The 22,657-nt window shown below is 60.1% G+C and carries 23 protein-coding genes; 6 read left to right on the top strand and 17 right to left on the bottom strand.

Annotated elements, in window-relative coordinates; all coding sequences use genetic code 11:
* Positions 1-22 precede the first annotated feature (22 nt).
* Complete coding sequence (locus tag DOCECA_RS06145; protein ID WP_434675050.1) at positions 23-364, bottom strand: DUF6124 family protein; 342 nt, start codon at positions 362-364, stop codon at positions 23-25.
* A 128-nt stretch (positions 365-492) separates the two neighbouring features.
* Here DOCECA_RS06145 and DOCECA_RS06150 point away from each other — a divergent pair, with 128 nt between their 5' ends.
* Positions 493-1,140 (top strand): LexA family protein, encoded by a 648-nt coding sequence (locus DOCECA_RS06150; RefSeq protein WP_434563369.1) that lies wholly within the window; start codon positions 493-495, stop codon positions 1,138-1,140.
* 30 nt (positions 1,141-1,170) lie between these two features.
* On the opposite strand, the gene DOCECA_RS06155 is transcribed toward DOCECA_RS06150, so the two are convergent.
* From DOCECA_RS06155 to DOCECA_RS06170, 4 genes are read right to left on the bottom strand one after another with little or no spacing between them, the layout of a single operon-like run.
* Positions 1,171-3,120: an acetyl/propionyl/methylcrotonyl-CoA carboxylase subunit alpha gene (locus DOCECA_RS06155; RefSeq protein WP_434650590.1), complete on the bottom strand. Its 1,950-nt coding sequence runs from the start codon at positions 3,118-3,120 to the stop codon at positions 1,171-1,173.
* A complete protein-coding gene (locus DOCECA_RS06160) occupies positions 3,117-3,935 on the bottom strand; it encodes a gamma-carboxygeranoyl-CoA hydratase (protein ID WP_434610692.1) in 819 nt (272 codons plus the stop codon). The genes DOCECA_RS06155 and DOCECA_RS06160 overlap by 4 nt, the downstream gene beginning before the upstream one ends.
* Positions 3,936-3,949: 14 nt before the next feature.
* A complete protein-coding gene (locus DOCECA_RS06165; RefSeq protein ID WP_434610695.1) occupies positions 3,950-5,557 on the bottom strand; it encodes a carboxyl transferase domain-containing protein in 1,608 nt (535 codons plus the stop codon).
* A gap of 11 nt (positions 5,558-5,568) precedes the next feature.
* Entirely contained in the window at positions 5,569-6,732 is a 1,164-nt protein-coding gene (locus tag DOCECA_RS06170) for an isovaleryl-CoA dehydrogenase (protein WP_434650592.1), read from the bottom strand.
* Between the two features lie 187 nt (positions 6,733-6,919).
* Between DOCECA_RS06170 and DOCECA_RS06175 the strand changes: the two genes are divergently transcribed.
* Entirely contained in the window at positions 6,920-8,617 is a 1,698-nt protein-coding gene (locus tag DOCECA_RS06175; protein WP_445571602.1) for an AMP-binding protein, read from the top strand.
* A 590-nt stretch (positions 8,618-9,207) separates the two neighbouring features.
* Here DOCECA_RS06175 and DOCECA_RS06180 read toward each other — a convergent pair.
* From DOCECA_RS06180 to DOCECA_RS06190, 3 genes are all read right to left on the bottom strand, one after another.
* A complete protein-coding gene (locus DOCECA_RS06180; protein ID WP_434563379.1) occupies positions 9,208-10,107 on the bottom strand; it encodes a hydroxymethylglutaryl-CoA lyase in 900 nt (299 codons plus the stop codon).
* Positions 10,108-10,178: 71 nt separating this feature from the next.
* On the bottom strand, positions 10,179-10,580 hold the full coding sequence (locus DOCECA_RS06185) for a MerR family transcriptional regulator (protein ID WP_420764598.1): 402 nt from the start codon (positions 10,578-10,580) through the stop codon (positions 10,179-10,181).
* 182 nt (positions 10,581-10,762) lie between these two features.
* Entirely contained in the window at positions 10,763-11,692 is a 930-nt protein-coding gene (locus tag DOCECA_RS06190; protein WP_420764597.1) for a LysR family transcriptional regulator, read from the bottom strand.
* A gap of 177 nt (positions 11,693-11,869) precedes the next feature.
* Between DOCECA_RS06190 and DOCECA_RS06195 the strand changes: the two genes are divergently transcribed.
* Positions 11,870-13,099, top strand: coding sequence for an acyl-CoA dehydrogenase (locus tag DOCECA_RS06195; protein ID WP_420764596.1), 1,230 nt, complete (start codon positions 11,870-11,872; stop codon positions 13,097-13,099).
* A 139-nt stretch (positions 13,100-13,238) separates the two neighbouring features.
* On the opposite strand, the gene DOCECA_RS06200 is transcribed toward DOCECA_RS06195, so the two are convergent.
* From DOCECA_RS06200 to DOCECA_RS06235, 8 genes are all read right to left on the bottom strand, one after another.
* A complete protein-coding gene (locus DOCECA_RS06200; RefSeq protein WP_420764595.1) occupies positions 13,239-14,108 on the bottom strand; it encodes an isocitrate lyase/PEP mutase family protein in 870 nt (289 codons plus the stop codon).
* A gap of 183 nt (positions 14,109-14,291) precedes the next feature.
* Positions 14,292-14,477, bottom strand: a complete 186-nt coding sequence (locus DOCECA_RS06205) for a hypothetical protein (RefSeq protein WP_445571603.1) — start codon at positions 14,475-14,477, stop codon at positions 14,292-14,294.
* Between the two features lie 17 nt (positions 14,478-14,494).
* Positions 14,495-15,154, bottom strand: a complete 660-nt coding sequence (locus tag DOCECA_RS06210) for a transposase (protein ID WP_445571604.1) — start codon at positions 15,152-15,154, stop codon at positions 14,495-14,497.
* Positions 15,151-15,924 (bottom strand): hypothetical protein, encoded by a 774-nt coding sequence (locus DOCECA_RS06215; protein WP_445571605.1) that lies wholly within the window; start codon positions 15,922-15,924, stop codon positions 15,151-15,153. The genes DOCECA_RS06210 and DOCECA_RS06215 overlap by 4 nt, the downstream gene beginning before the upstream one ends.
* 196 nt (positions 15,925-16,120) lie before the next feature.
* On the bottom strand, positions 16,121-17,155 hold the full coding sequence (astA, locus tag DOCECA_RS06220; protein WP_434563385.1) for an arginine N-succinyltransferase: 1,035 nt from the start codon (positions 17,153-17,155) through the stop codon (positions 16,121-16,123).
* Between the two features lie 58 nt (positions 17,156-17,213).
* Entirely contained in the window at positions 17,214-18,230 is a 1,017-nt protein-coding gene (locus tag DOCECA_RS06225; protein WP_445571606.1) for an arginine N-succinyltransferase, read from the bottom strand.
* Positions 18,231-18,338: 108 nt separating this feature from the next.
* On the bottom strand, positions 18,339-19,091 hold the full coding sequence (locus DOCECA_RS06230) for an N-formylglutamate amidohydrolase (RefSeq protein ID WP_434610710.1): 753 nt from the start codon (positions 19,089-19,091) through the stop codon (positions 18,339-18,341).
* A complete protein-coding gene (locus DOCECA_RS06235; protein ID WP_434675045.1) occupies positions 19,075-19,287 on the bottom strand; it encodes a hypothetical protein in 213 nt (70 codons plus the stop codon). Before DOCECA_RS06235 ends, DOCECA_RS06230 begins: the two co-directional genes overlap by 17 nt.
* A gap of 297 nt (positions 19,288-19,584) precedes the next feature.
* Between DOCECA_RS06235 and DOCECA_RS06240 the strand changes: the two genes are divergently transcribed.
* Both DOCECA_RS06240 and cobF read left to right on the top strand, forming a co-directional pair.
* Positions 19,585-20,151, top strand: a complete 567-nt coding sequence (locus tag DOCECA_RS06240; protein ID WP_445571607.1) for a histidine phosphatase family protein — start codon at positions 19,585-19,587, stop codon at positions 20,149-20,151.
* Positions 20,148-20,903, top strand: a complete 756-nt coding sequence (cobF, locus tag DOCECA_RS06245; RefSeq protein WP_445571608.1) for a precorrin-6A synthase (deacetylating) — start codon at positions 20,148-20,150, stop codon at positions 20,901-20,903. Before DOCECA_RS06240 ends, cobF begins: the two co-directional genes overlap by 4 nt.
* Positions 20,904-20,940: 37 nt before the next feature.
* On the opposite strand, the gene ftrA is transcribed toward cobF, so the two are convergent.
* The gene (gene ftrA / locus DOCECA_RS06250; protein ID WP_434563395.1) at positions 20,941-21,900 is read right to left on the bottom strand and encodes a transcriptional regulator FtrA; all 960 of its coding nucleotides are present in this window, start codon (positions 21,898-21,900) and stop codon (positions 20,941-20,943) included.
* A gap of 100 nt (positions 21,901-22,000) precedes the next feature.
* On the opposite strand from ftrA, the gene DOCECA_RS06255 reads away from it, so the two are divergent.
* A complete protein-coding gene (locus tag DOCECA_RS06255; RefSeq protein WP_420764584.1) occupies positions 22,001-22,435 on the top strand; it encodes a rhodanese-like domain-containing protein in 435 nt (144 codons plus the stop codon).
* The last annotated feature ends 222 nt before the right edge of the window (positions 22,436-22,657 follow it).

Consider the following 22,657-nt stretch of genomic DNA (forward strand, 5'->3'; position numbering starts at 1 on the left):
GCCGCCTTTTCCAGCGTTACGCCTAGCGAGTAGGGTAACCGTCCAGCGACCGGTCGATCATGACCTTGACCAAGTCGATCATATGCACCACCGAAAATGCCAGGTCGCGGCTCGGGCCGCTGAGTCGAGTGGCAGACTCCTGGGCGGTAGCGGCCGCGCAGCGCAGCAGTTCGCAGGCGTGAACCAGGGCTTCCTCACCGCTGATGTTGCGGTTCACGTCGAAGAAGCGATGTTCTGCTTGGGCGTGCGCAATACCTGGTTTCAAGTAATAGTCCAAGGCGCGCTTCGCCGCAGGGCAATCCTGAAGCGAGGGAAATGGGCTTTCTGAAAGGGTTGCGGGCTCGTCTTTGTTGGGCTTGTCCATGGTGTCGAGTTTCTCCGTGTTGGTGTGAAATCCTGAATCCAGCTTAGTACGCTTCGTAATTGTGACGACGATTTAAATACTACAATTTGTGTTTTGATGGGCGTGGTCATCCACGTATCGTGCCGTTCATGGATAAATGGATAGAGTTGGTCAAGGCCAAGATGAAGGAGCTGCACATCACGCAAGTGGTGCTCGCAGAGCGTTTGGGGATGTCCCAGGGTGGTGTCGGCCATTGGCTGACCAAGCGCCGGCAGCCCAGTCTTGAAGACATGAACCGGGTGCTTCAGGAGCTCGGACTCGAGTTCCTGGAAGTGGCAATGGTGATCCGCGAACCGGACACCTCCACTGACGAGGGCATGGCGCTGGCGCAGAAGTACAACCCGTACTTCCGCTACCCGGTCAATGACTGGCACGACATCGGCGCGGTTCACGAGGGTGATCTGGTCGGGTACGGGCAGCCGCGCTACGAGCTGACGGATTACCATGCCCAGGGAGACGCTTTCTGGTTGGTGGTGGTAGGCGACGCGATGACTGCGCCAAGCGGGCTGAGCATCCCTGAGGGCATGTCGATCCTGGTTGATCCGGCGATCGAGGCCGTGCCCGGCAAACTGGTGGTGGCGAAACTGCCCGGCAGCAGCGATGCGACCTTCCGCAAACTGATCGAAGAGAGCGGCCAGCGTTACCTGGTCCCGCTCAATCCCACTTACCCGAAAAATCTATACACAGAGCATTGCCGCATCATCGGCGTGGTCGTACAGGCAACCATCAGGTTCTGAACTGGATCGGCCCGGCAAACGGGCCGATACCTATTCTTCCAATGCCACCAGCGCGCTGCCCTCGCTGACCATCTCACCTTCCTGGCAATACAACGCCTTGATCACGCCCGCCTTGGGTGCACGGATGCTGTGCTCCATCTTCATGGCTTCCAGCACCACCAACTGCGCGCCGGCTTCCACTGGTTGCCCGACACTCACCAGCACCCGCACGATGCTGCCATTCATAGGTGCGACCAAGCCGCCCTGATGGCCGTGGCTGGCCTCGGCGGCGGCTAACGGGTCGTAGACATCGACGCGATGCAAATCGCCCGCCCATTGCAGATAAAGGCTGTCGCCCTGGCGAACAGCCCGATGGCTGCGACGCAGGCCGTTACGCTCGATGACCAGGTGCTCCCCCTTGAGCTCGGCGCTGCGGGCGGTAACGTCCACCGTTATCGCCCGATCCTGGCCACCACAGACCAGATGCAGGGTGGTTTCCCCTGGCAGCCCCAGGCGCAACCCAGTGCTCTCGGCCCAGGGGGAATTGAGGTCATCCACGCGGACGCGAGGCGTCATGCCCAAGGCAAAGGCAAGGGCCGCCGCGTACCAGAACTCGTCGTCCAATTCGCCAGGTTCGGGCAGTAGTTGCGCTTGGTAGCGTGGGATAAATCCGGTATCGAGTTGCGCCGCTGCAAAGGCCGGGTGGCCGACGATGCGCCGCAGAAAACCGATGTTGGTTCTCAGGCCACCGATGGCGAACTCATCCAGCATCGCGAGCAACCGTAGACGGGCCTGCTCACGGTTTTCGCCCCAGGCGATCAGCTTGCCGAGCATCGGGTCGTAGAACGAAGAAATCTCGTCACCTTCTTCTACGCCGCTGTCGACCCGTCGACCTTCGCCCCCCGCGGATTCACGGTATAACGCCAGGCGTCCGGTGGCGGGGAGGAAATCATTGGCGGGGTCTTCGGCATAAAGCCGTACTTCGATGGCATGGCCCCGCAACGGAACTTGTTCCTGGGTAATCGGCAGCGGTTCGCCTTGGGCCACGCGGATCTGCCAGGCCACCAGATCGAGGCCGGTAATCGCTTCGGTGACCGGATGCTCGACCTGCAGCCGGGTGTTCATCTCCATGAAGAAGAACTCGCCCCGCGAATCCAGCAGGAACTCCACCGTGCCCGCGCCGACATAACCGATGGCCTGGGCGGCGCGCACCGCGGCCTCGCCCATTGCCCGGCGCAGCTCCGGGCTCAGACCCGGAGCGGGAGCCTCTTCGACAACTTTTTGGTGCCGGCGCTGGATCGAGCAATCGCGCTCGTTGAGGTACAGGCAGTGACCGTGTTGGTCGGCGAATACCTGAATTTCCACGTGGCGCGGCTTGAGCAGGTATTTTTCCACCAGCATGCGCGCGTCGCCGAACGATGATTGCGCCTCGCGCTGCGCCGATGCCAGTGCTTCGGCCAGTTGGCTGACGTCTTCCACGACCTTCATGCCCTTACCGCCGCCACCCGCCGTTGCTTTGAGCAGAACCGGGTAGCCGATTCGCTCGGCGGCGGCGCGGAAGGTTTCCAGATCCTGGGCTTCACCGTGATAGCCAGGCACCAGCGGCACGCCGGCGGTTTCCATCAAGGCCTTGGCGGCGGACTTGCTGCCCATGGCGTCGATGGCCGAGGCGGGTGGGCCCAGGAAGATCAGCCCGGCTTTTTCAATGGCCCTGGCGAAGCCGGCATTCTCAGAAAGAAAACCGTAGCCGGGATGGATGGCCTGGGCGCCGCTGGCAAGGGCTGCGGCGATCAGTTTGTCGATTTGCAGGTAGCTGTCGGCGGCCTTGCTACCGCCCAGGTCGACGCGGATATCGGCTTCACGGCAATGGCGCGCGTCACGGTCGGTGGCGCTGTGCACCGCGACGGTAGCCAGGCCCATGGCCTTGGCTGTGCGCATGACCCGGCAGGCGATTTCACCTCGATTGGCGACCAGTAGCGTATTGAGGATAGGGGCGCTCATTGACGCGGCTCCTTGTTGTTCGACTCGGCTTGCCAACTGGGCGGGCGTTTTTGCAGGAAAGCTCGCAAGCCCTCCTGACCTTCAGGGCTGACACGTATCCGGGCGATGGCGTTTTCGGTGTAGCGGCGCAGCGCCGGCGTGAGCGCACCGTTGCCGACTTCACGCAGCAGTTCCTTGCTGGCGCGCATGGCCGCTGGACTGTTGAGCAACAGGTTGTTGATCCATTGCCCGAGCTGATCGTCCAACGTCTCGGCGGGGTAACTTTCCGACAGCAAGCCGATCTCTTTCGCACGTTGTCCGCCGAAGCGTTCGGCGGTCAGGGCGTAACGCCGCGCCGCCCGTTCGCCGATGGCTTGCACCACGAATGGACTGATCACTGCCGGTGCCAGGCCGATGCGCACCTCTGACAGACAAAATTGCGCTTCGTCGGCGCCGATGGCCATGTCGCAGGCGCTGATCAGCCCCAGCGCGCCGCCAAACGCGGCTCCCTGAACCACCGCCAACGTTGGAATCTTCAACTTGGCGAGGTTGTACATCAGCTCCGCCAGTTCCCGGGCGTCGTCCAGGTTGGTGTGGTAATCGAGTTCGGCGGACTGTTGCATCCAGGCCAGGTCGGCGCCGGCGCTGAAGTGTTTGCCCCGGCCACGGAGCAACAGGAAGCGCAGGTTCGGGTCGCTGCCGACCTGGTCCAGAGCGAGAATCAGCTCTCGGATCATCTCGGCGTTGAACGCGTTGTTTTTTGATTCGCGGCTGAGCCACAGGATGGCGAAGCCGCGCGGGTCGGTTTGCAATTCGAGCGTGCTGTACTGAGTCATGGGCGTTTTCCCGGTTACATCCTGAACACGCCGAAGCGGCTCGGTTCGATGGGCGCGTTCAGCGACGCGGACAGGGCCAGCCCCAGCACATCGCGGGTCTGCGCCGGGTCGATGACGCCGTCGTCCCACAGCCGCGCGCTGGAATAATAGGGGTGCCCCTGTTCTTCGTATTGATCGAGAATCGGTTGCTTGATCTCGGCTTCCTGGCTGGCGCTGAAGGGCTGGCCGCTGCGTTCGGCCTGTTCGCGCTTGACTTGCACGAGCACGCCGGCGGCTTGCTCGGCACCCATCACGCCGATCCGGGCATTGGGCCACATCCACAGGAACCGCGGGTCATAGGCGCGGCCGCACATGCCATAGTTCCCCGCGCCGAAACTGCCACCGATGATTACGGTGAACTTCGGTACCCGGGCGCAGGCCACGGCGGTCACCAGTTTCGCGCCGTGCTTGGCGATGCCGCCGGCTTCGTATTTCTGGCCGACCATAAAGCCCGTGATGTTTTGCAGGAACAACAGGGGAATCCCGCGCTGGCAGGCCAGTTCGATGAAATGCGCGCCTTTCTGCGCGGCCTCGGCGAACAGGATGCCGTTATTGGCGAGGATGGCGATTGGATAACCGTGCAAATGCGCGAAGCCGCACACCAGGGTCGTTCCGAACAGCGCCTTGAATTCGTCGAACACCGAACCATCGACAAGCCGCGCAATGACCTCCCGCACATCGAACGGCTGCTTGGCATCGGCCGAGACCACACCATAAAGCTCGTCACTCGAATACAGCGGGGCGATGGGTGCGCGTTGCTGCACATCGCCAAGCTTGCGCCAATTGAGGTTGGCCACGCTGCGACGTGCCAATGCGAGGGCGTGCTCGTCGCTGTCGGCGTAATGGTCGGCCACCCCGGAAATCTTGCAGTGCACATCGGCACCACCCAGGTCTTCGGCGCTGACCACTTCGCCGGTAGCGGCTTTTACCAGGGGCGGGCCGGCGAGGAAGATCGTCGCCTGCTGGCGGACCATGATCGCCTCGTCCGCCATCGCCGGCACATAGGCGCCGCCGGCGGTGCAGGAGCCCATGACCACGGCAATCTGCGGGATGCCCTGGGCACTCATGTTGGCCTGGTTGAAGAAAATGCGGCCGAAATGCTCGCGGTCGGGGAACACTTCATCCTGGCGTGGCAGGTTCGCGCCGCCGGAATCCACCAGGTAAATGCAGGGCAGGCGGTTCTGTTGGGCGATGGTCTGGGCCCGCAGGTGTTTTTTCACCGTCAGCGGATAATACGAACCGCCTTTGACCGTCGCGTCGTTAGCGACAATCATGCACTCGACGCCTTCCACGCGACCGATGCCGGCGATCACGCCGGCCGCCGGCACGTCTTCCCCGTAGACTTCGTAAGCCGCCAGCGGGCTGATTTCCAAAAAGGGCGAGCCTGGATCCAGCAAGCGATTGATGCGTTCACGCGGGAGCAATTTGCCCCGGGACGTGTGCCGCTCCTGGGCCTTGGGCCCGCCGCCTTGCTGGATGTGTGTGAGCAAGGTGCGCAAAGCCTCGACCTGTCCAAGCATCGCGTCGCGGTTGGCGATGAACTCGGGCGAGCGGGTGTGGAGCTGGGTGTGCAGCGTGGCCATGGTCAGCTCCGTTAGCGGGTTTCGTTGAACAGTTCGCGGCCAATCAACATCCGACGAATCTCACTGGTGCCCGCGCCGATTTCGTACAGCTTGGCGTCACGCAGAAGACGACCAGCCGGGAATTCATTGATGTAGCCGTTGCCGCCCAATATCTGGATGGCATCGAGGGCCATCTGCGTGGCGCGCTCGGCGCTGTAGAGGATCACCCCGGCGGCGTCCTTGCGGGTGGTTTCGCCGCGCTCGCACGCCTGGGCCACTGCGTACAGATAGGCGCGGCTGGCGTTGAGCTGGGTGTACATGTCGGCGACCTTGCCTTGGATCAACTGAAATTCGCCGATGCTCTGGCCGAACTGCTTGCGGTCGTGGATGTACGGAACGATCAGGTCCATGCACGCCTGCATGATGCCGGTCGGGCCACCGGACAAGACCACGCGCTCATAGTCGAGGCCGCTCATCAAAACTTTCACGCCACCATTGAGCACGCCGAGGATATTTTCCTCGGGCACTTCGACGTCATCGAAAAACAACTCGCATGTGTTGGAGCCGCGCATGCCGAGTTTGTCGAATTTGTTGCTGCGGCTGAAGCCTTTCCAATCGCGTTCGACGATGAGCGCAGTGATGCCATGAGGGCCTTTTTCCAGGTCAGTCTTGGCGTAAATGACGTAGGTGTTGGCATCGGGCCCGTTGGTGATCCAGGTCTTGCTGCCGTTGAGCACAAAGCGGTCGCCACGTTTTTCGGCGCGCAGTTTCATGGAAACCACGTCGGAGCCGGCATTCGGTTCGCTCATGGCGAGGGCGCCGACATGTTCGCCACTGATGAGCTTGGGCAGGTACTTGCTCTTTTGCTCATGGGTGCCGTTGCGGTTGATTTGATTGACGCACAGGTTGGAGTGGGCGCCGTAGGAAAGGGCGACCGAGGCCGAGCCGCGGCTGATTTCCTCCATGGCGACCACGTGGGCCAGATAGCCCAGGCCGGCACCGCCGTATTCTTCCGGCACAGTGATGCCCAGCAGGCCCATGTCGCCGAATTTGCGCCACATGTCGGCAGGGAACAGATTGTCGATGTCGATCTGGGCTGCCCTAGGCGCCAGCTCGGCCTTGACGAAGGACTGGACCTGGTCGCGCAACATATCGATGGTTTCGCCAAGGGCAAAATTCAGGGATGGGTAGCTCATGGGACACCTTTTGTTTTTTTGTCGGGTGCGGAAAGTAGCAGGACTGCTCTCACCTTTACGTTAACGTAAGCTTGTGACGGATGGCTGTCAATCGCTCTTTACGTTAACGTCAACTTGGGCGAGAGTAAGGCCGCTTTCCTACGGAAATTGCCGATACACCCACCGAATAAAGACAAGAGGGGTCGTCATGGATCAACCCGGTTCGCAAGCGCAATCGAGCTACACCCGAGGGAGCCAAGCCAAGTCCTTGTTGGAGCAGACCATTGGCCAAGCATTCGACCAGACCGTGGCTCGATGCCCTGATGGCGAAGCACTGGTGGTTCGTCACCAGTCGCTGCGGTACAAGTGGCACGAACTGGCCGAAGTGGTCGACTTACACGCACGGGCTTTTTTGGCGTTGGGGTTGAAGACAGGCGATCGCCTGGGCATATGGGCGCCCAACTGTGCGCAGTGGTGCGTGAGTCAGTTCGCCAGTGCGAAGATCGGCGTGATTCTCGTCAATATCAACCCGGCGTATCGTGCCTCCGAACTGGAGTACGTACTCAAGCAGTCCGGCTGCCAGTGGCTGGTGTGCGCGGGGTCATTCAAGACCTCGGATTACCATGCCATGTTGCAAGCATTGGCGCCGGAACTGGCAGAGCAACCTATCGGGCATTTGCACAGCGAGCGCCTTGCGGATCTGCGCGGTGTGATCAGCCTCGATCCGCAGCCACCCTCAGGCTTCCTGCCTTGGTCGCAGTTGACGGCCCTGGGTGCCTCGGTGTCGCCAGGGCAACTGGCCGAGCGCCAGGCCAGCCTGCGTTTCGATCAGCCCGTGAATATCCAGTACACCTCCGGGACCACCGGGTTTCCCAAGGGGGCGACCCTTAGTCATCGCAATATTCTCAACAACGGCTACATGGTGGGTGAAAGCCTCGGCCTGAGCGCTGGCGATCGCTTGGTGATCCCAGTGCCGCTGTATCACTGTTTTGGCATGGTCATGGGCAACCTGGGTTGCGTGACGCACGCCAGCACCATGATCTACCCCAACGACGCGTTCGATCCGTTGCTGACCCTGCGCACCGTGGCCGAGGAAAAAGCCACCGCGTTGTATGGTGTGCCCACCATGTTCATTGCCATGCTGGACCAGCCGCAACGGGGGGATTTCGACCTGTCCAGCCTGCGTACCGGGATCATGGCCGGCGCTACGTGCCCCATCGAGGTGATGCGGCGAGTCATCAACGAGATGCACATGGCTGAGGTGCAAATTGCCTACGGCATGACGGAAACCAGTCCGGTGTCGTTGCAGACTGGTCCTACAGATGAATTGGAATTACGCGTCACTACCGTCGGCCGCACTCAGCCGCAACTGGAAAGCAAAATCATCGACCAGGCGGGGGAAATCGTCCCTCGCGGCACCATCGGTGAGTTGTGTACGCGAGGCTACAGCGTGATGCTCGGCTATTGGAATAATCCCAAGGGCAGTGCCGAAGCCATCGACTCGCAAGGCTGGATGCACACCGGCGACCTGGCGATCATGGATGGGCAGGGTTACGTGCGTATCGTCGGGCGCAACAAGGACATGATCATCCGTGGTGGAGAGAATGTTTATCCTCGGGAGTTGGAAGAATTCTTTTTCACTCATCCCGCAGTGGCCGACGTACAAGTGATTGGCATACCTTGCTCGCGTTATGGCGAAGAGATCGTAGCCTGGATCAAGTTCCACCCCGGGCACAGCGCCTCCGAGCAAGAGCTGCAAGCGTGGTGCAAGGAGCGAATTGCTCACTTCAAGACGCCGCGGCATTTCAAGTTCGTCGAAGAATTCCCCATGACGGTCACGGGCAAGATCCAGAAATTTCGCATGCGGGAAATCAGCATCGAAGAACTGAGCGATAGCAATGGCTGAGTAACTTCCCTGTGGGGCGAGCTTGCTCGCTCCCGCAGGAAAACCCAAACGCCAGACAGCACAAAGGGGAGCCGAAGCTCCCCTTTAATTTTGTCGTCGCGTGCTCTTCTTTTATTATTGAGGGGCGGCCTGTTGTTGTTTTTGGCAGCCGTGACCCTTTACCGCTGTTTTTGGCGATCCCCATCCGGGATCAAGAGCAAACGTATTTTTTTGAGCGCTGATCTGCTTTTTCGCCTGGCGATCCAACCGATTCGGGCGCTACCTGAAGGTAGTTTTATTGTTCTCTGCCCGGTTGCGGGTTGCTCCTGAAAGCACCCTGAAAAGCACATCTTCTCCAAAAAAATCTGTTAGCTGCGTCTCTGCCGTGTTGTTTTTGTTATGCCAGAGTCGTTTCGTCTTGTTTTTATTGGGTTTGTCGCTTTTTTTTATTCTTGTTGTGCAGGAGATATAGCAGGTGGCGTGCCAACTTTTAAAAATCTATATAGAACAATGACTTGTGATTTTCTCGAAAAAATCAGGACGGCCAATCCCAGACAAATTGTTTCCGTGTTACTCGTTTCACCCCCGTTACAGACGAGGGCGGTAACACCTCACTGCGCCAGCCGCGCCTTTGCAACACGCGAACCGGTGGGGCGGCCCAGCACGTCACAAATCTGCTGGCCCGCGGCAATCAGTGCGTCCAGGTCGATACCGGTTTCGATACCCAGCCCCTTGAGCAGGTAAAGCACGTCCTCGGTGGCGACGTTACCGCTGGCGCCCTTGGCATAGGGACAGCCGCCCAAGCCGGAAATGGAACTGTCGAACACGGCGATACCTTCCAGAAGGCTGGCGTAGACGTTGGCCATTGCCTGGCCATAGGTGTCATGGAAGTGTCCCGCGAGTTTTTCCCGGGGAACGTCACCCGAAACCACTTCAAACATCCTGCGTGTGGCGCCGGCGGTGCCCGTCCCGATGGTGTCGCCGAGGGAAACCTCGTAGCAGCCCATGTCGTACAGCTCCCGGGCGACCCAGGCCACTTGCTCGGGTTCGACCGCGCCTTCATAAGGACAGCCCAGCACACACGACACGTACCCGCGTACGTTGACACCGTTGCGCTGTGCTGCCTCCATGATCGGGGCGAAACGTTCCAGGCTTTCCTTGATGGAGCAATTGATGTTGCGTTGGGAAAATGCTTCGGATGCCGCCGCGAACACCGCAACCTCCTTGACGCCTGCCGCCAGCGCGTCCTCGAACCCCCGCAGGTTCGGCGCCAACGCGCCGTAGGTCACACCGGGCTTGCGCTGAATCTGCGCGAACACCTCGGCCGAGCCGGCCATTTGCGGCACCCATTTGGGCGAGACAAAACTGCCAACCTCGATGTAACCGAGGCCCGCGGCGCTCAAGGCATCCACCAGGCGCACCTTGTCGGTGACGCTGATGGGTTGCGATTCATTCTGCAGCCCGTCGCGGGGGCCGACTTCGATCAGGCGTACAAAAGAGGGCAGGGACATGGGGATTGACCTGTGGTGAATGGGCTCGGTGTGGAAGCGAGCTTGCTCGCTCCCACTGGATAACTGTTGTGTTACTGGACGGTTTCCTCGCCCTTGAGCGTCTGTTCCAGCGCCTGGATGCAACGTTCCTCGGCGGTGTCGAGTTCCAGTTTCATCTGTTCGATGTCCAACAGCTGCTGTTCGAGTTGCTCACGACGCTCGGCAATTTTCGCCAGCATGCTGTGCAACTGTTTCTGATTGCCGCTGGTGGGGTCGTACAGCTCGATCAGCTCACGGCATTCAGCGAGGGAAAACCCAATGCGTTTGCCCCGCAGGATCAGTTTCAGGCTGACTTTGTCCCGTGGCGAGTAAACACGTTCCTGGCCTCGGCGCTCCGGACGCAAAAGACCCTGTTCTTCATAGAAGCGGATGGCTCGAGTGGTGATATCCAACTCGCGGGCGAGATCGGAGATGCTGTAGGTCAGGCTGCTCATGGAAGCGCTCGAAATGATAGGAGTTGGCGCTAAGCTAATTCCAGGTTGACGTTCACGTCAAGCAATGAGCTGTCGACGAAACCTGTGGGAGCGAGCCTGCTCGCGAAAGCGGTAGTCCAGCCAATATGAATAGTGACTGATCCGACGCTATCGCGAGCAGGCTCGCTCCCACATTGGACAGGCTAAACCTTATCGAGCTTCTTCTCATGGGCCGTCACCTGTTGGCACAGTTCGATGATCTGCTCGCGCATCCAACGATTGGCCGGGTCCTGGTCGGTGCTTTCGTGCCAGTAGAGATGGGTTTCCACTGGCGGCACATCGTTGACGGGCACGTGGACCGCATGCAGGTCATGGCGGCGTGTGAAGCGCTCCGGAACAGTCATGACCATATCGGTCTGCTGGAGCACCTGGGACGCCATCAGATAATGCTGCGAACGCAGGGCAATCTTGCGCTGTATGCCCATTTTGCCGAGGGCCAGGTCCACGTAACCCAGGCCGTTGCGGCGACTGGAAATATGCACGTGGGTCTGGGCCAGGTAATCGTCGAGGCTGAGTTTTTCCTTGTTCGCCAGCGGATGGCCCTTGCGCATGGCGCAGACGTAACGGTCCTCCATCAGCTTGACGTGGCGTACTTGTGGGTCGGTGTTGAGCGGGGCGTCCACCGCGAAGTCCAGGCGTCCGGCGGCCAGCTCCTTGGTGGTTTCCCGGCGCTTGGACAGGAAACTCTCGATAGCCACGGTCGGCGCCAGGCGACGCAGGCGCTGGAACAGTGGCGGCAGGATCACGCCCTCGGTGAGGTCGGTCATGCTGATGCGGTAGGTCTTGACGGCTTGCAGTGGGTTGAAGATCCGACTTTCCTGTACCGATACCCGCAGCAGCGACAGGGCGTTGCGCACCGGCCCGATAATATTCTGGGCCATCGGTGTAGGCACCATGCCCTGGGCGGTGCGCACGAACAGCGGATCATTGAAGGTCTCGCGCAAACGCGCCAGGGCATTGGACACGGCCGGCTGAGTGATGCCGACGATCTGCCCGGCACGGGTCAGGTTGGCTTCGGTGTAGATCGCATCGAAGACAATGAAAAGGTTGAGGTCGACCTTGCTCAGATTCATGGCGCTGCACTCTTATTCTTGGGCTTGTATGAGGTGCCGGGTGGCAATGCAAATCAGTGAACCATATATCGGTGATGAATGTTAATACACGCCGAGAATAGGTTAGGTAAATTTTCGTAGCTCAACTAGCATCGATTCCATGACCTAAAAACAACCTCTGCCAAGAAGGTGCTGCCCATGGATTTTGCCTATTCCCCCAAGGTTCAGGAGCTGCGTGAACGCGTTACGGCGTTCATGGATGCGCATGTCTACCCGGCCGAAGCGGTATTCGAACGACAAGTGGCCGAAGGTGACCGTTGGCAACCCACCGCGATCATGGAGGAGCTGAAGGCCAAGGCCCGGGCCGAAGGGCTGTGGAATCTGTTCCTGCCGGAATCCGAACTGGGCGCAGGCTTGACCAACCTTGAATATGCGCCGCTGGCGGAGATCATGGGGCGCTCGCTGCTGGGGCCGGAGCCGTTCAACTGCTCGGCGCCGGACACCGGCAACATGGAAGTGCTGGTGCGTTACGCCAATGAAGAACAAAAGCAGCGCTGGCTGGAACCGTTGCTGCGGGGAGAGATTCGCTCGGCCTTCGCCATGACTGAACCGGACGTCGCTTCGTCGGATGCCACCAACATGGCCGCCCGTGCCGAGCGCGATGGAGACCAGTGGGTCATCAACGGTAAAAAGTGGTGGACCTCTGGCGCCTGCGACCCGCGCTGCAAGATCCTGATCTTCATGGGCCTGAGCAATCCCGATGCACCTCGTCACGCCCAGCATTCGATGATCCTGGTGCCGGTGGACACGCCCGGGGTCAAGATCGTCCGGCCACTACCGGTGTTCGGTTACGACGACGCGCCCCATGGCCACGCCGAAGTGCTGTTCGACAACGTGCGGGTACCATACGAAAACGTCCTGCTAGGCGAGGGCCGCGGTTTCGAAATTGCCCAGGGCCGCCTCGGCCCGGGCCGGATTCATCACTGCATGCGCTCCATCGGCATGGCGGAGCGCGCATTGGAATTGATGTGTCAGCGGGCCATCAGTCGCACCGCCTTCGGCAAGCCACTGGCGCGCCTGGGTGGCAACATCGACAAGATCGCCGATTCGCGGATGGAGATCGACATGGCTCGCCTGCTGACGTTGAAGGCGGCCTATATGATGGACACGGTCGGCAACAAAGTGGCCAAGAGCGAAATCGCCCAGATCAAGGTCGTTGCGCCGAACGTGGCGCTGAAGGTCATCGACCGGGCGATCCAGATTCATGGCGGGGCTGGGGTCTCCAACGACTTTCCGCTGGCCTACATGTATGCCATGCAGCGAACGTTGCGCCTGGCCGACGGCCCGGATGAAGTCCACCGCGCCGCCATCGGCAAGTTCGAGATCGGCAAGTATGTGCCCAAGGAGATGTTGCGCAGCGGGCATTGAAGCTTCTTCACACTGACACGTAATCGCGAACAGGCTCGCTCCCACTGAGTTTGTTGGATGAACGCAGCATTGGCGTTCACCGCAAGCACCTTGGAAGCGAGCTTGCTCGCGACGGCCGTCTCCTGGACGGTGAATGAGCTTATTCCTTGACGCTCATGTATTCCTCGGCCCAACGGATGTACTCCTCGGGCTGGGTGTAGGTGTGGGTCAGTTCGGTGGCGCTCAGGTCCGAGGCCTGGGTAAAGATCTGGCGCTGTTCCCGCAGGCTGTCATAAGTGGCCTTGATCGCGGCGAAATAGGCGCCGTGGCCATCAATGGTGATCCGTACACCCAGCTCGGCCAGGCGTTTGTCGTCACGCAGCAGCGGGTTGCCGTAAGTGACCAGCATCAGCGGCACGTTCAGGTTCTCGCTGATCTTTTCCAGATGCTCGAAGTCCTGTACCCCGACCATGCAGATCCCATCGGCGCCGGCACGTTCGTATTGTTGGGTGCGGCTGATGATTTCCTGAACAGGCAGTATTCCCGCGTTGGTCCGGGCGATGATGGCCATCTCCGAATCGACGCGGGCCTCCAGGGCGGCGCGGATCTTGCCGACGCCTTCGGCCACGCTGATGAGGTCCGTGGACTTGCGGCCGAACTGGGCAGGCAGCAGGGTGTCTTCGATCGTCAGCGCGGCAATGCCGGCGCGTTCGAGCTCGATGATCGTGCGCATCACGTTCAGCGCGTTGCCGTAGCCGTGGTCAGCGTCGGCGATCACCGGCAGCTGGGCCACGCGACCGATGCGGGTAGCCTGTTCGGCAAATTCACTGAGGGTTATCAAGGCAAAATCCGGCGCGGCCAACACTTGCAATGAAGCGACCGAGCCGCCGAGGATCCCCACTTCGAATCCCAGGTCTGCGGCTATGCGCGCTGACATCGGGTCGAACACGGACGCAGTGTGGTAGCACGTGTCGGAAGCCAGCAATTGGCGGAAGTTGCGACGCAAATCTTGATGGGAAAGCCTGGACATATAAGTTCCACCAATGGAATGGAAGGGCTTGAGCAAAAGTGTCAACGCCGAAAAACCAAAGGCTATCATGCGGCAGGCACAAAGATGATGACGAATGTGCATGGGCCATGCTTTGCAGTGCACCAAAAAAGGCCACAGACCGGAAGGCCTGTAGCCTGGCGAGTGCCTACAGCTTAAACGATGTCAGGACAGGGTCGTTTCCCCCCACATCTTCTTGATCTCGTGAATGTTTCCAACGTTGAAGCGGGTCGAGAAGGGAATAGTGCAGAAGACTTCGTTCTCGTTCGTCAATTGGACAGCGGTATCCACCGCATCCGTACCGGCTCGCAGCAAAGGCGCTTGGTCCCAGTTGTTCATCAGCTTATCCATGTTTTTTCCTCTTTTGGTTATAGGGCAGCCAATGACTGCCCGGGGTTGAGCAACGACAGCGTGTCTTTGAATAACGCTGTCTCTTGCGCAGCTACGCCGGGGTAAAACGGCTTATAGTTTTCATCGAAACACCAGGCTTCGTCCGGTCTGATCGAGAGTTCAGGATGAATGAGCAGACTCAACGATGCAGACATTGACCGAGGCGCGATCTGTTTGTGGATCTCTCGAAATGCAGGCATGTATAAAACTTCGCCTGGCGCCAGTTTTACGCTTCGTTCCTTACCTAATCTGGGCACCTTGCCCATTTGTAAGGGAAGTTCATCAAGTATTTCGCGGACAACCGTTGTATAACCATCTCCGCTATAGCCCACCGCATACATGTCGAAGTCATGATTATGGTTCAGGTTGTAGATGAAAGTCTTGCTCTCGTCATGTGTTTCCACGGGTGCCCAGAATCCCAGGCGCAGGGTAAACTCATCGTTGCTGTGCAGTACAAAGGCATAGGCATTGTAGATATTGTTGCGGATGGCGAAACCATCTTTCTGTATTACGTCATGCAGATGGTGACTCAATAAAGAACGATTCGTCGCCAGCTGGCGCATGTCTTCAATGACATCGGCTTTGTCACGCTGCAGATCGTAAGTGTTTATGCGCTCCAGGAAAGTGTCGAGTTTCATGCGGCCTTCTCCAGTGGACGAAGCAAGCTGTCCAGGCGCGCACTTTTGTGTTTTTTCAGCAATGGAGCGTATGCCAGCGCCTTGGGCCGGTCCGCTCGGTAGAGTATCTGGAAGGCTTTCCAAACCACAGCGGGATGATAGTGGTAGACCAACTCCTCCGCGACCTTGACGCCATCGAGGTCTTGGATTGTGTCGAGCAGCTCCAGGCTGACCAGATAACGAGAGGCACTTTCATCGTGGGGCAACCACGCTATCTTTTTCAATGTGACACGATCGAATACGCTGATATCGGCCGCTCTGTTTGGCAGATTGATTCGCCCTGTAAGTCTGGCTGGCTTGGGATCGGTTTGGATGTAGTCGAATAATGTATGACGGCCGTCGATGATCAGCGGGTTTCTTTCGTCAATAACTACTCTATCGGCCTTTTCGATACGCTGTTCCATCAAAGTGTATCGCTGGACCTGGAAGGGTCGGTCAAGCGCGAACAGAATGCTGTGGCCGGGCACTGAGTACAGTGGCGATGAAGTTGAGTCGAATGTAGGTGATTTAACACTTATATTGCCTATATTCGTCTGGTGCAGTATCACGGTTCCCGTATGCGGGTTGGTGGCGTTCATGATTGTTGCCCGCCGGAATTGCTCCCTGGCAAAGTCGGGTGCGGCGGTAAGTTGAGAAACCAGTTGTCTTGTTTCTGAGGTCATGTCCAATGATTTAATTGTTTCCGCAATGTCCGTTGGCGAAACTATCTCGGTAATTAGATTTTTGATCATGATCGTTTTCGTTGCAGTGGGTCGGTGTTGGAAAGTATGGAGTTGGACAGGGTGGGAGGCAACTTGCTAATTGTCGACAAGTATTGCCGGGGAAATATCGAGTTGCTTTCTGGTTAAAGAGGGTTGTTATTGTTTAGTGTTACATCCTCACGTTGCGCGAGGAGTAAATGGAAAGTGCCGGGACAGGGCGGCGGATTTATGCCGCCTCGGCCTGTTCCCGCGGCCTGAGCAACGTCACGGCGCGTACCGTGTCGCCCGGTTGCACTTGCAGACGTTGGGCTGTGGCGCGGTCAACGAGCAGGCTTTGACCATGCAGGTGGGCCCGGGCGCTGGTGACGCGGCAGCTTTCCAGGCGCCGGTTGTGGATCAGCCACACCGGCGCCTGCCCGTCCGGCGTGCCGATCGTCAAGGTCAGTGGCTGGCTGTCGCGTACGCTGCGGATCTTCGAGACAGGTGCCTCGATGACCGGCCCGCCGTCAAAGATGTCCACGTATCCCTTGTGGGCGAAGCCTTCGGCACCGAGGATTTTCAAGGCGGGTTCGGTGTCCGGATGCGCTTTGCCTATCGCTGCCTGGGCCTGCTCGGTGAGTAGGCAGGTGTACAACGGTTGGCGTGGCATCAGCTCGGCGATGAAGGCCTTGTTGCCCATGCCAGCCAACTGGTCGGCGTAGCTGAAGTCCTTGTTGAAGAAGTGTCGTCCCAGGCTATCCCAGAAAGGCGAGCAGCCCTGGTCGTCCGCGCGACCGCGCAATTCTGCAATCAGCTTTTCGCCAAACAGCTGGGAAAACTCGGCCACGAACAGCAGGCGCGCCAGGGACAGCAAACGCCCGTTATGGCCACGGCGCTGATGGGGATGAAGGAACAGCGAGCAGATTTCCGATTGACCGGTCATTTCGTTGTTGAGGAACAGCGTCGGGATCTGTCGCTGGATGCCCAATTCAGGCGCCGAGCTGACGGTCACACCCACGCGGTAGTTGTACCAGGGCTCGCGCACCCCCACCGCACCGGTCAGCGCGCTGATACCCACCACGTGCCGGTCGTCGTCCTCCAGCACGAACAGGTAGTCGGCATCGGCACGTTCCACCTGCCCGGCGAAGGTCCGTTGGGCCCAGCGCACTCGGTGCGCCAGGCGTTCTTCATTGGCCGGCAGGCTGGTAAACCCCGGGCCGGCGCAGCGCGCCAGGTCCATCAACGCAGGCAGGTCGGTCAGGGCGACCGGGCGGACAATCATGGTGTCGCTCCTTGATCATGCCGGGCGCGATGCTGCCATAGACGGGCTCGAAGGCGTCTCATAGGCGGACCACCCGGATCCGGTCACCCTCTGCAATGCCCAACGCATGCAACATATCGGGCTGCAATGGGACAGGGCTTTCGCCGTTGACTTCCAGGTCGGCGACAATGGCTCGGTAATGGCCCAGGCGATCGTTGCTGACCAGGTAGCGACCCGTGGCATCGATGTGTCGGCTCTGGCGCGCGATAGCCAAGTGACTCTGGGTGATCGAGCGGATGTTCGCGACCCGGGCGTGCAGCGTGGGGCCACCGTCGAAGATATCCACGTAGTTGTTGGTTTCGAAACCCTCGCGCTCGAGGATGTCGAAGGCTTCCTGGCCGTCCGGGTGGACCCGGCCAATGCAGGCCTGGGCCGCCGGGGGCAACATCGGGACATAGATCGGGTATTGAGGCATCAGCTCTGCGAGGAAGGTTCGGCTGCGCAAGCCGCACAGACGTTCGGCCTCGGTGTAGGGCAGGTCGAAAAAATGCTGTCCGACGGCGTCCCAGAAGGGCGACTGGCCATCCTCGCTGCTGAAACCGACGATCTCAGTGATCACCGAGTCGGCAAAGCGCCGCGGGTGGGCGCCGATGAACATCAGCCGCGCCCGGGAAAGCAACTCCGACTCCGGCGTGCGTACCCGTGCAGCGTCGATGTGGAAACCGCGCAGCAGCGTCTGACCGTTGAGGTCCTGGCAGAGCGACAGCGCGGGTACGCCGTGCTGGATGTTCAGCTCGCGGGATTCGCTGGAAAACGGCCGGTTGCGCAGGCTGTAGAATGGTTCGCCGCAACCCGTGGTGGCGACAATTTCCGAACAGCCCACGAGGCGACCTGATTCCAGCTCCTGCAAAACAAAAAAATAATTCTCCCCGCCCGGGGCGTGCACTTCGGCCTCGAAGGAGGCGCACGAGGCGAGAATTTTTTCCCGCAGGTGATCGACGTCGTCGGGAAGCGAAGTGACGCCTACCAGGCTATCGCGGGCCAGCTGTTGCAGTTGCGGCAAATCGGTCAATTGAACTGGACGTAAAGCCAGCATGGATTGCACTCCTGTTCCAAAGAACCCGCTGATAGGCACCGGGCTTGACGATCACTGTCGTTGTCCACGCGTTGTTGCTTTGCAGCTGAAAACTCTACACCGTCGTGTTTATAGCAGGGGAGCGAGGTATGCGCTCCAGGTCCTTAACGACTCGAGGCTGCGCAGTTGGTCGTTGCGCACTTCGATCAGCACCGAATCCAGGCCGCGGCCGTCGCCATGTACCGGAACCGTCATGTCGCTCAAGGGGCTGACCTTGTAGGGCTGGTTGCCGGCGACCCGCAGCGAGTGCCGGGCCAGCCCTTCGACGATGTGCTGGGCATATTCCCTGGCTTCGCCAAACAGGACGCCGGCCTCGAGTGCGCGCGGCTGGCCGTAGAACACCGGGGTGAAACTATGGATGCCCACTACCCGCACGACCCGGTTGTCAGCCAGGCGGCGGTCGATCAGGGTTCGCAGTTGGTCATGAAAAGGGTGGAACAGGCACTGCTGGCGGTATTCGCGCGTGGCGTCGTCCAGCGAGTGGTTGCCGGGGATCTGGTAGATCTCGCTTTGCGCCGGGATGCTGTCGGGGACGTGCAATGGGCGGTTCAGGTCGATCAACAGTCGCGAGTAGTTGGCCGACAGCAGGGTCGCGCCAAGGGTTTCGGACAGCCGCTCGGCCAAGGCCAGGGCACCGATGTCCCAGGCGATATGTTCCTGGGCCGCCGTCTCATCCAGACCCAGGTCATTGAGCGCGCCTGGGATGAATCGGCTGGCGTGTTCACAGACCAGCAGCAGCGGATGGTCCGACTCTTCCCGCAGCAATCTGAAAGCAGGCTTGGTGTACAGACCTGATTCGGCGCATTCAATGGGTTCGCGCATAGTGCTCACAAGGCTCGGCAGATGGCGACGCCTGGGTCAAGGCCGGCTCCCGGGCCTTCAAGGCTGGACAGGCTTCAACCAGCGGGCTGGACGCCGCTTCGAACAATGCCCGACTGCGCAGGGCATCTATGGCCTGGCTTTCCGATGGCGGCAAAACCAGGCATGGATCGCTGGTCTGGTCTCTGGAGAGAGGCATCCGTGCTCCTTGCCTGGATGGGTGTTGGGTTTTTTTCATCATTTCGAAAATAGTATTTGGGTAGCGGGTGCTACGTGTCCAGAGGTTTTTACGTTCCGTTTAAAAAGTCTGAACTTATGTGTAAGCCTTGTAGGGCAAGGCTTTGGTTGAGGTGCCTTTGTATGTCAGGTAATGCTTCTGCCGGTGTCGGACATAACGCCTTTTTGTCCAACGTTATTGGAGTTCATATAAGGTGCTGTACAACAAAGTGCGCCATTGCCCTGTCACTGATCCCCTCCAACCGCCCGAGAATTCCCCGTGCAAGCGACCCGCCTGACCTTGATGTGCCACGCCCGCACCGCCGCTCAGAAAAGCGCTCGCTTGGGCCTGGACGAACCGCTGGATGCCGGTTGGCTGGCGAAGCGCCCCGAGATCGGTCGCCAATACCACCATGCCCGGCATCTGCTCTGCGGGCCGGAACTGAGGACGCGCCAGACGGCGGCCTTGTTGGGTGACTCACCCGTGGTGACCCCGGCATTGGCCGATTGTGATTTCGGACGGTGGCGGGGGGCGTCGATCGACGAGTTGCTCGCGACCGAACCGCAGCACCTCCAGGCGTGGCGCGATGATCCGGACGCCGCGCCCCACGGCGGTGAATCCGTCAGTCAATTGTGTCGGCGCGTCGGTGACTGGCTGGCGTCCCTGGAAAAGACCCCGGGTCGTTGGTTGGCCGTTACCCATCCGTTCGTGATCCGCGCCGCCATGATGAACGTGCTGGGCTGCCAACCGGCCATGTTCAACCGGATCGATATCGAACCCCTTGGCGTCGTTGACCTGCGATTCAACGGGGTTTGGCGCTTGCGAGCCTTGGAGTCACGACCATGAAAAAACTCTTGGTGATCGGCATCGGTGCAGGTGATCCGGACCAGTTGACGATGCAGGCGGTGAAGGCCTTGAACCAAGTGGATGTGTTTTTCCTGATGGACAAGGGGCCTGCCAAGGACGGGTTGCTGGACTTGCGCCGCGAGATCTGTCGACGCTATATCGCCGACCATTCCTACCGTTTCGTCGAAGCCAGCAGTCCTGAGCGTGAGCGCGGCGATTCGGACTACGCGGGCACTGTCACGGAGCTGAATCGGGCGAAGCAGGCCATTTTCGAAGGGCTGATCGAAGAGCAGTTATCAGACGGACAATGCGGCGGTTTCCTGGTGTGGGGCGACCCGTCGTTGTACGACAGCACCTTGCGTATCCTCCAGGCGATCCTTGATTCAGGACGCTGCGCTTTCGAGTTCGAAGTGATCCCTGGCATCACCAGCGTCCAGGCCCTCGCGGCGCGACATAAAGTGTCATTGAATACCATTGGCGGTTCGCTGGAGATCACCACTGGCCGGCGGTTGGCGGCGGGGCAGGTCGGCGACGCGGAGAGCGTGGTGGTGATGCTCGATGCGCAGGACGCGTATCGTCAGGTACGCGATCCGGACCTGCACATCTACTGGGGCGCCTATGTAGGGACGGCGGACGAAATCCTGGTCGCCGGCCGGCTGGGGGACGTGGCCGATGACATCGAACGCACTCGCCAGGCGGCGCGGCAGGCCAATGGCTGGATCATGGACACGTACTTGTTGCGCAGACGCTGAGCGTCGCGAGCAAACCTGGGCGAAGCTCATGCTGGGTTCATCCCCGCCCAAACCGCTCTCGGTAGACCGACGGCGCAACCCCCACCACGCTACGAAATGCCACGCGGAAACTTTCCACCGAGCGGTAGCCGCAGAGTTGGGCAATGATGTCGGTGTTGTCGCTCGTGCTCTCCAGCAGTTCCCGCGCCCGAGCCAGGCGTTCATGTTGCAGCCAGGCCTTGGGTGAAAGGCCAGAGGCCTGGGTGAAGCGGCGCAGGAAGGTTCGTTCGCTCATGGCGGCGTGGCTTGCCAGCTCGCGCACACCCAGCGGCTCGTGGAGACGTTCCCGGGCCCATTGCATGACGCCGGACAAGTCGCTGCGCGGTGTGCGACTGACCGGCGACGGAATGAATTGCGCCTGGCCGCCGGTGCGTTGCGTCGGCATGACCAGCCGGCGTGCCACGGTGTTGGCGACCTGGGCTCCGAAATCCCGCGCAACCAGGTGCAGGCACGCATCGATGCCTGCCGCGCTGCCAGCCGACGTGATCACTTGGCCTGAATCGACATAAAGCACGTCGGGATCCACATCGATGGCGGGGTAGCGCTCGGCGAGCTCGTCGGTGTAGCGCCAATGAGTCGTGGCGCCCAGGCCGTCGAGCAATCCCGTGGCGGCAAGCACGAACGCTCCTGAACAGATCGACAACAAACGGGCGCCGCGTTCATGGGCTCGCCGCAGGGCCTGGAGCAGGGCATCGGAGGGCGGACCGCTGCGAATGCGCCAGCCCGGCACGACAATCGTACGAGCGCTGTCGAGCAGTTCCATGCCGCCATCGGCCAGCACCTGGAAGCCGCCCATGGCGCGCATCGGGCCTTCGTCGACGGCGACGATGCGGTGCTCATACCACGGGAAATCGAACTCGGGCCGTGCCAGTCCGAATATCTCGACGGCGACGCCGAACTCGAACGTGCACAGGCCGTCGTAGGCAAGGATCGCGACGAGGCCGGGTGTAGGATGCATTTGGCGGAAAATTCCCACAGAGTGTCGTATCCGCCACTGTAGCGGTAAGCGCCAGGTCGATAAAGTCTCTTCGAGCCCTTTTGTTCCAGGAGTAAAAATCATGACCAGCCCCGTTAGCGAAGTGCCTGCCGCCTCATCCGACCTGGCCTTGCAACACTTCAGCCGGCGCCTGATGTTCGAAACCGACTGTTCCGATGTCCATGCCAGCCAGGAAACGGGCGATGTCGATTTTGTACTGGTGGATGTACGCGGTCCGCTGGCCTACGAGCGCGGGCATGTGCCGGGGGCGATCAATCTTCCAACCCGCACGCTCACGGCGCACGCACTGGCGGCCTATCCCGAGACGACTCTGTTCGTGGTCTATTGCGCCGGGCCACACTGCAACGGCGCCAACAAGGCTGCGGTCCGCCTGGCGACCCTCGGGTATCCGGTCAAGGAAATGATTGGCGGCGTCATGGGCTGGCTCGACGAGGGCTTTCGCCTGACCGGTTCCGTAGAGCGCGTGGCGGAGAAGATCGTCAGCTGCGATTGCTGAAATTTTTCCGGCGGCTTGTTCACGTTGTGGCGAGGCAGCTTGCTCCCGCTGGGCTGCGTAGCAGTCCTGAGCGGTGCAGAACCTCGCCACCAGCGTTTGCCTCTGTCAGGCTTTTCGTAAATTCATGATCCTCAGCCAAGCCTGGGTATTTCTATAACTATTTGTCGCCTCTACGTAATTCCCCTCCCGAGTGCCCCTCTAGACTCCCGCCCACTTCGGTTT

It is taken from the genome of Pseudomonas sp. E102, from assembly GCF_052660185.1.

Bases quoted from the DNA above. Each gene is read 5' to 3' on its own strand.
- DOCECA_RS06145 (WP_434675050.1), bottom strand. From the start codon at position 364: ATGGACAAGCCCAACAAAGACGAGCCCGCAACCCTTTCAGAAAGCCCA.
- DOCECA_RS06150 (WP_434563369.1), top strand. From the start codon at position 493: ATGGATAAATGGATAGAGTTGGTCAAGGCCAAGATGAAGGAGCTGCAC.
- DOCECA_RS06155 (WP_434650590.1), bottom strand. From the start codon at position 3,120: ATGAGCGCCCCTATCCTCAATACGCTACTGGTCGCCAATCGAGGTGAA.
- DOCECA_RS06160 (WP_434610692.1), bottom strand. From the start codon at position 3,935: ATGACTCAGTACAGCACGCTCGAATTGCAAACCGACCCGCGCGGCTTC.
- DOCECA_RS06165 (WP_434610695.1), bottom strand. From the start codon at position 5,557: ATGGCCACGCTGCACACCCAGCTCCACACCCGCTCGCCCGAGTTCATC.
- DOCECA_RS06170 (WP_434650592.1), bottom strand. From the start codon at position 6,732: ATGAGCTACCCATCCCTGAATTTTGCCCTTGGCGAAACCATCGATATG.
- DOCECA_RS06175 (WP_445571602.1), top strand. From the start codon at position 6,920: ATGGATCAACCCGGTTCGCAAGCGCAATCGAGCTACACCCGAGGGAGC.
- DOCECA_RS06180 (WP_434563379.1), bottom strand. From the start codon at position 10,107: ATGTCCCTGCCCTCTTTTGTACGCCTGATCGAAGTCGGCCCCCGCGAC.
- DOCECA_RS06185 (WP_420764598.1), bottom strand. From the start codon at position 10,580: ATGAGCAGCCTGACCTACAGCATCTCCGATCTCGCCCGCGAGTTGGAT.
- DOCECA_RS06190 (WP_420764597.1), bottom strand. From the start codon at position 11,692: ATGAATCTGAGCAAGGTCGACCTCAACCTTTTCATTGTCTTCGATGCG.
- DOCECA_RS06195 (WP_420764596.1), top strand. From the start codon at position 11,870: ATGGATTTTGCCTATTCCCCCAAGGTTCAGGAGCTGCGTGAACGCGTT.
- DOCECA_RS06200 (WP_420764595.1), bottom strand. From the start codon at position 14,108: ATGTCCAGGCTTTCCCATCAAGATTTGCGTCGCAACTTCCGCCAATTG.
- DOCECA_RS06205 (WP_445571603.1), bottom strand. From the start codon at position 14,477: ATGGATAAGCTGATGAACAACTGGGACCAAGCGCCTTTGCTGCGAGCC.
- DOCECA_RS06210 (WP_445571604.1), bottom strand. From the start codon at position 15,154: ATGAAACTCGACACTTTCCTGGAGCGCATAAACACTTACGATCTGCAG.
- DOCECA_RS06215 (WP_445571605.1), bottom strand. From the start codon at position 15,924: ATGATCAAAAATCTAATTACCGAGATAGTTTCGCCAACGGACATTGCG.
- astA (WP_434563385.1), bottom strand. From the start codon at position 17,155: ATGATTGTCCGCCCGGTCGCCCTGACCGACCTGCCTGCGTTGATGGAC.
- DOCECA_RS06225 (WP_445571606.1), bottom strand. From the start codon at position 18,230: ATGCTGGCTTTACGTCCAGTTCAATTGACCGATTTGCCGCAACTGCAA.
- DOCECA_RS06230 (WP_434610710.1), bottom strand. From the start codon at position 19,091: ATGCGCGAACCCATTGAATGCGCCGAATCAGGTCTGTACACCAAGCCT.
- DOCECA_RS06235 (WP_434675045.1), bottom strand. From the start codon at position 19,287: ATGCCTCTCTCCAGAGACCAGACCAGCGATCCATGCCTGGTTTTGCCG.
- cobF (WP_445571608.1), top strand. From the start codon at position 20,148: ATGAAAAAACTCTTGGTGATCGGCATCGGTGCAGGTGATCCGGACCAG.
- ftrA (WP_434563395.1), bottom strand. From the start codon at position 21,900: ATGCATCCTACACCCGGCCTCGTCGCGATCCTTGCCTACGACGGCCTG.
- DOCECA_RS06255 (WP_420764584.1), top strand. From the start codon at position 22,001: ATGACCAGCCCCGTTAGCGAAGTGCCTGCCGCCTCATCCGACCTGGCC.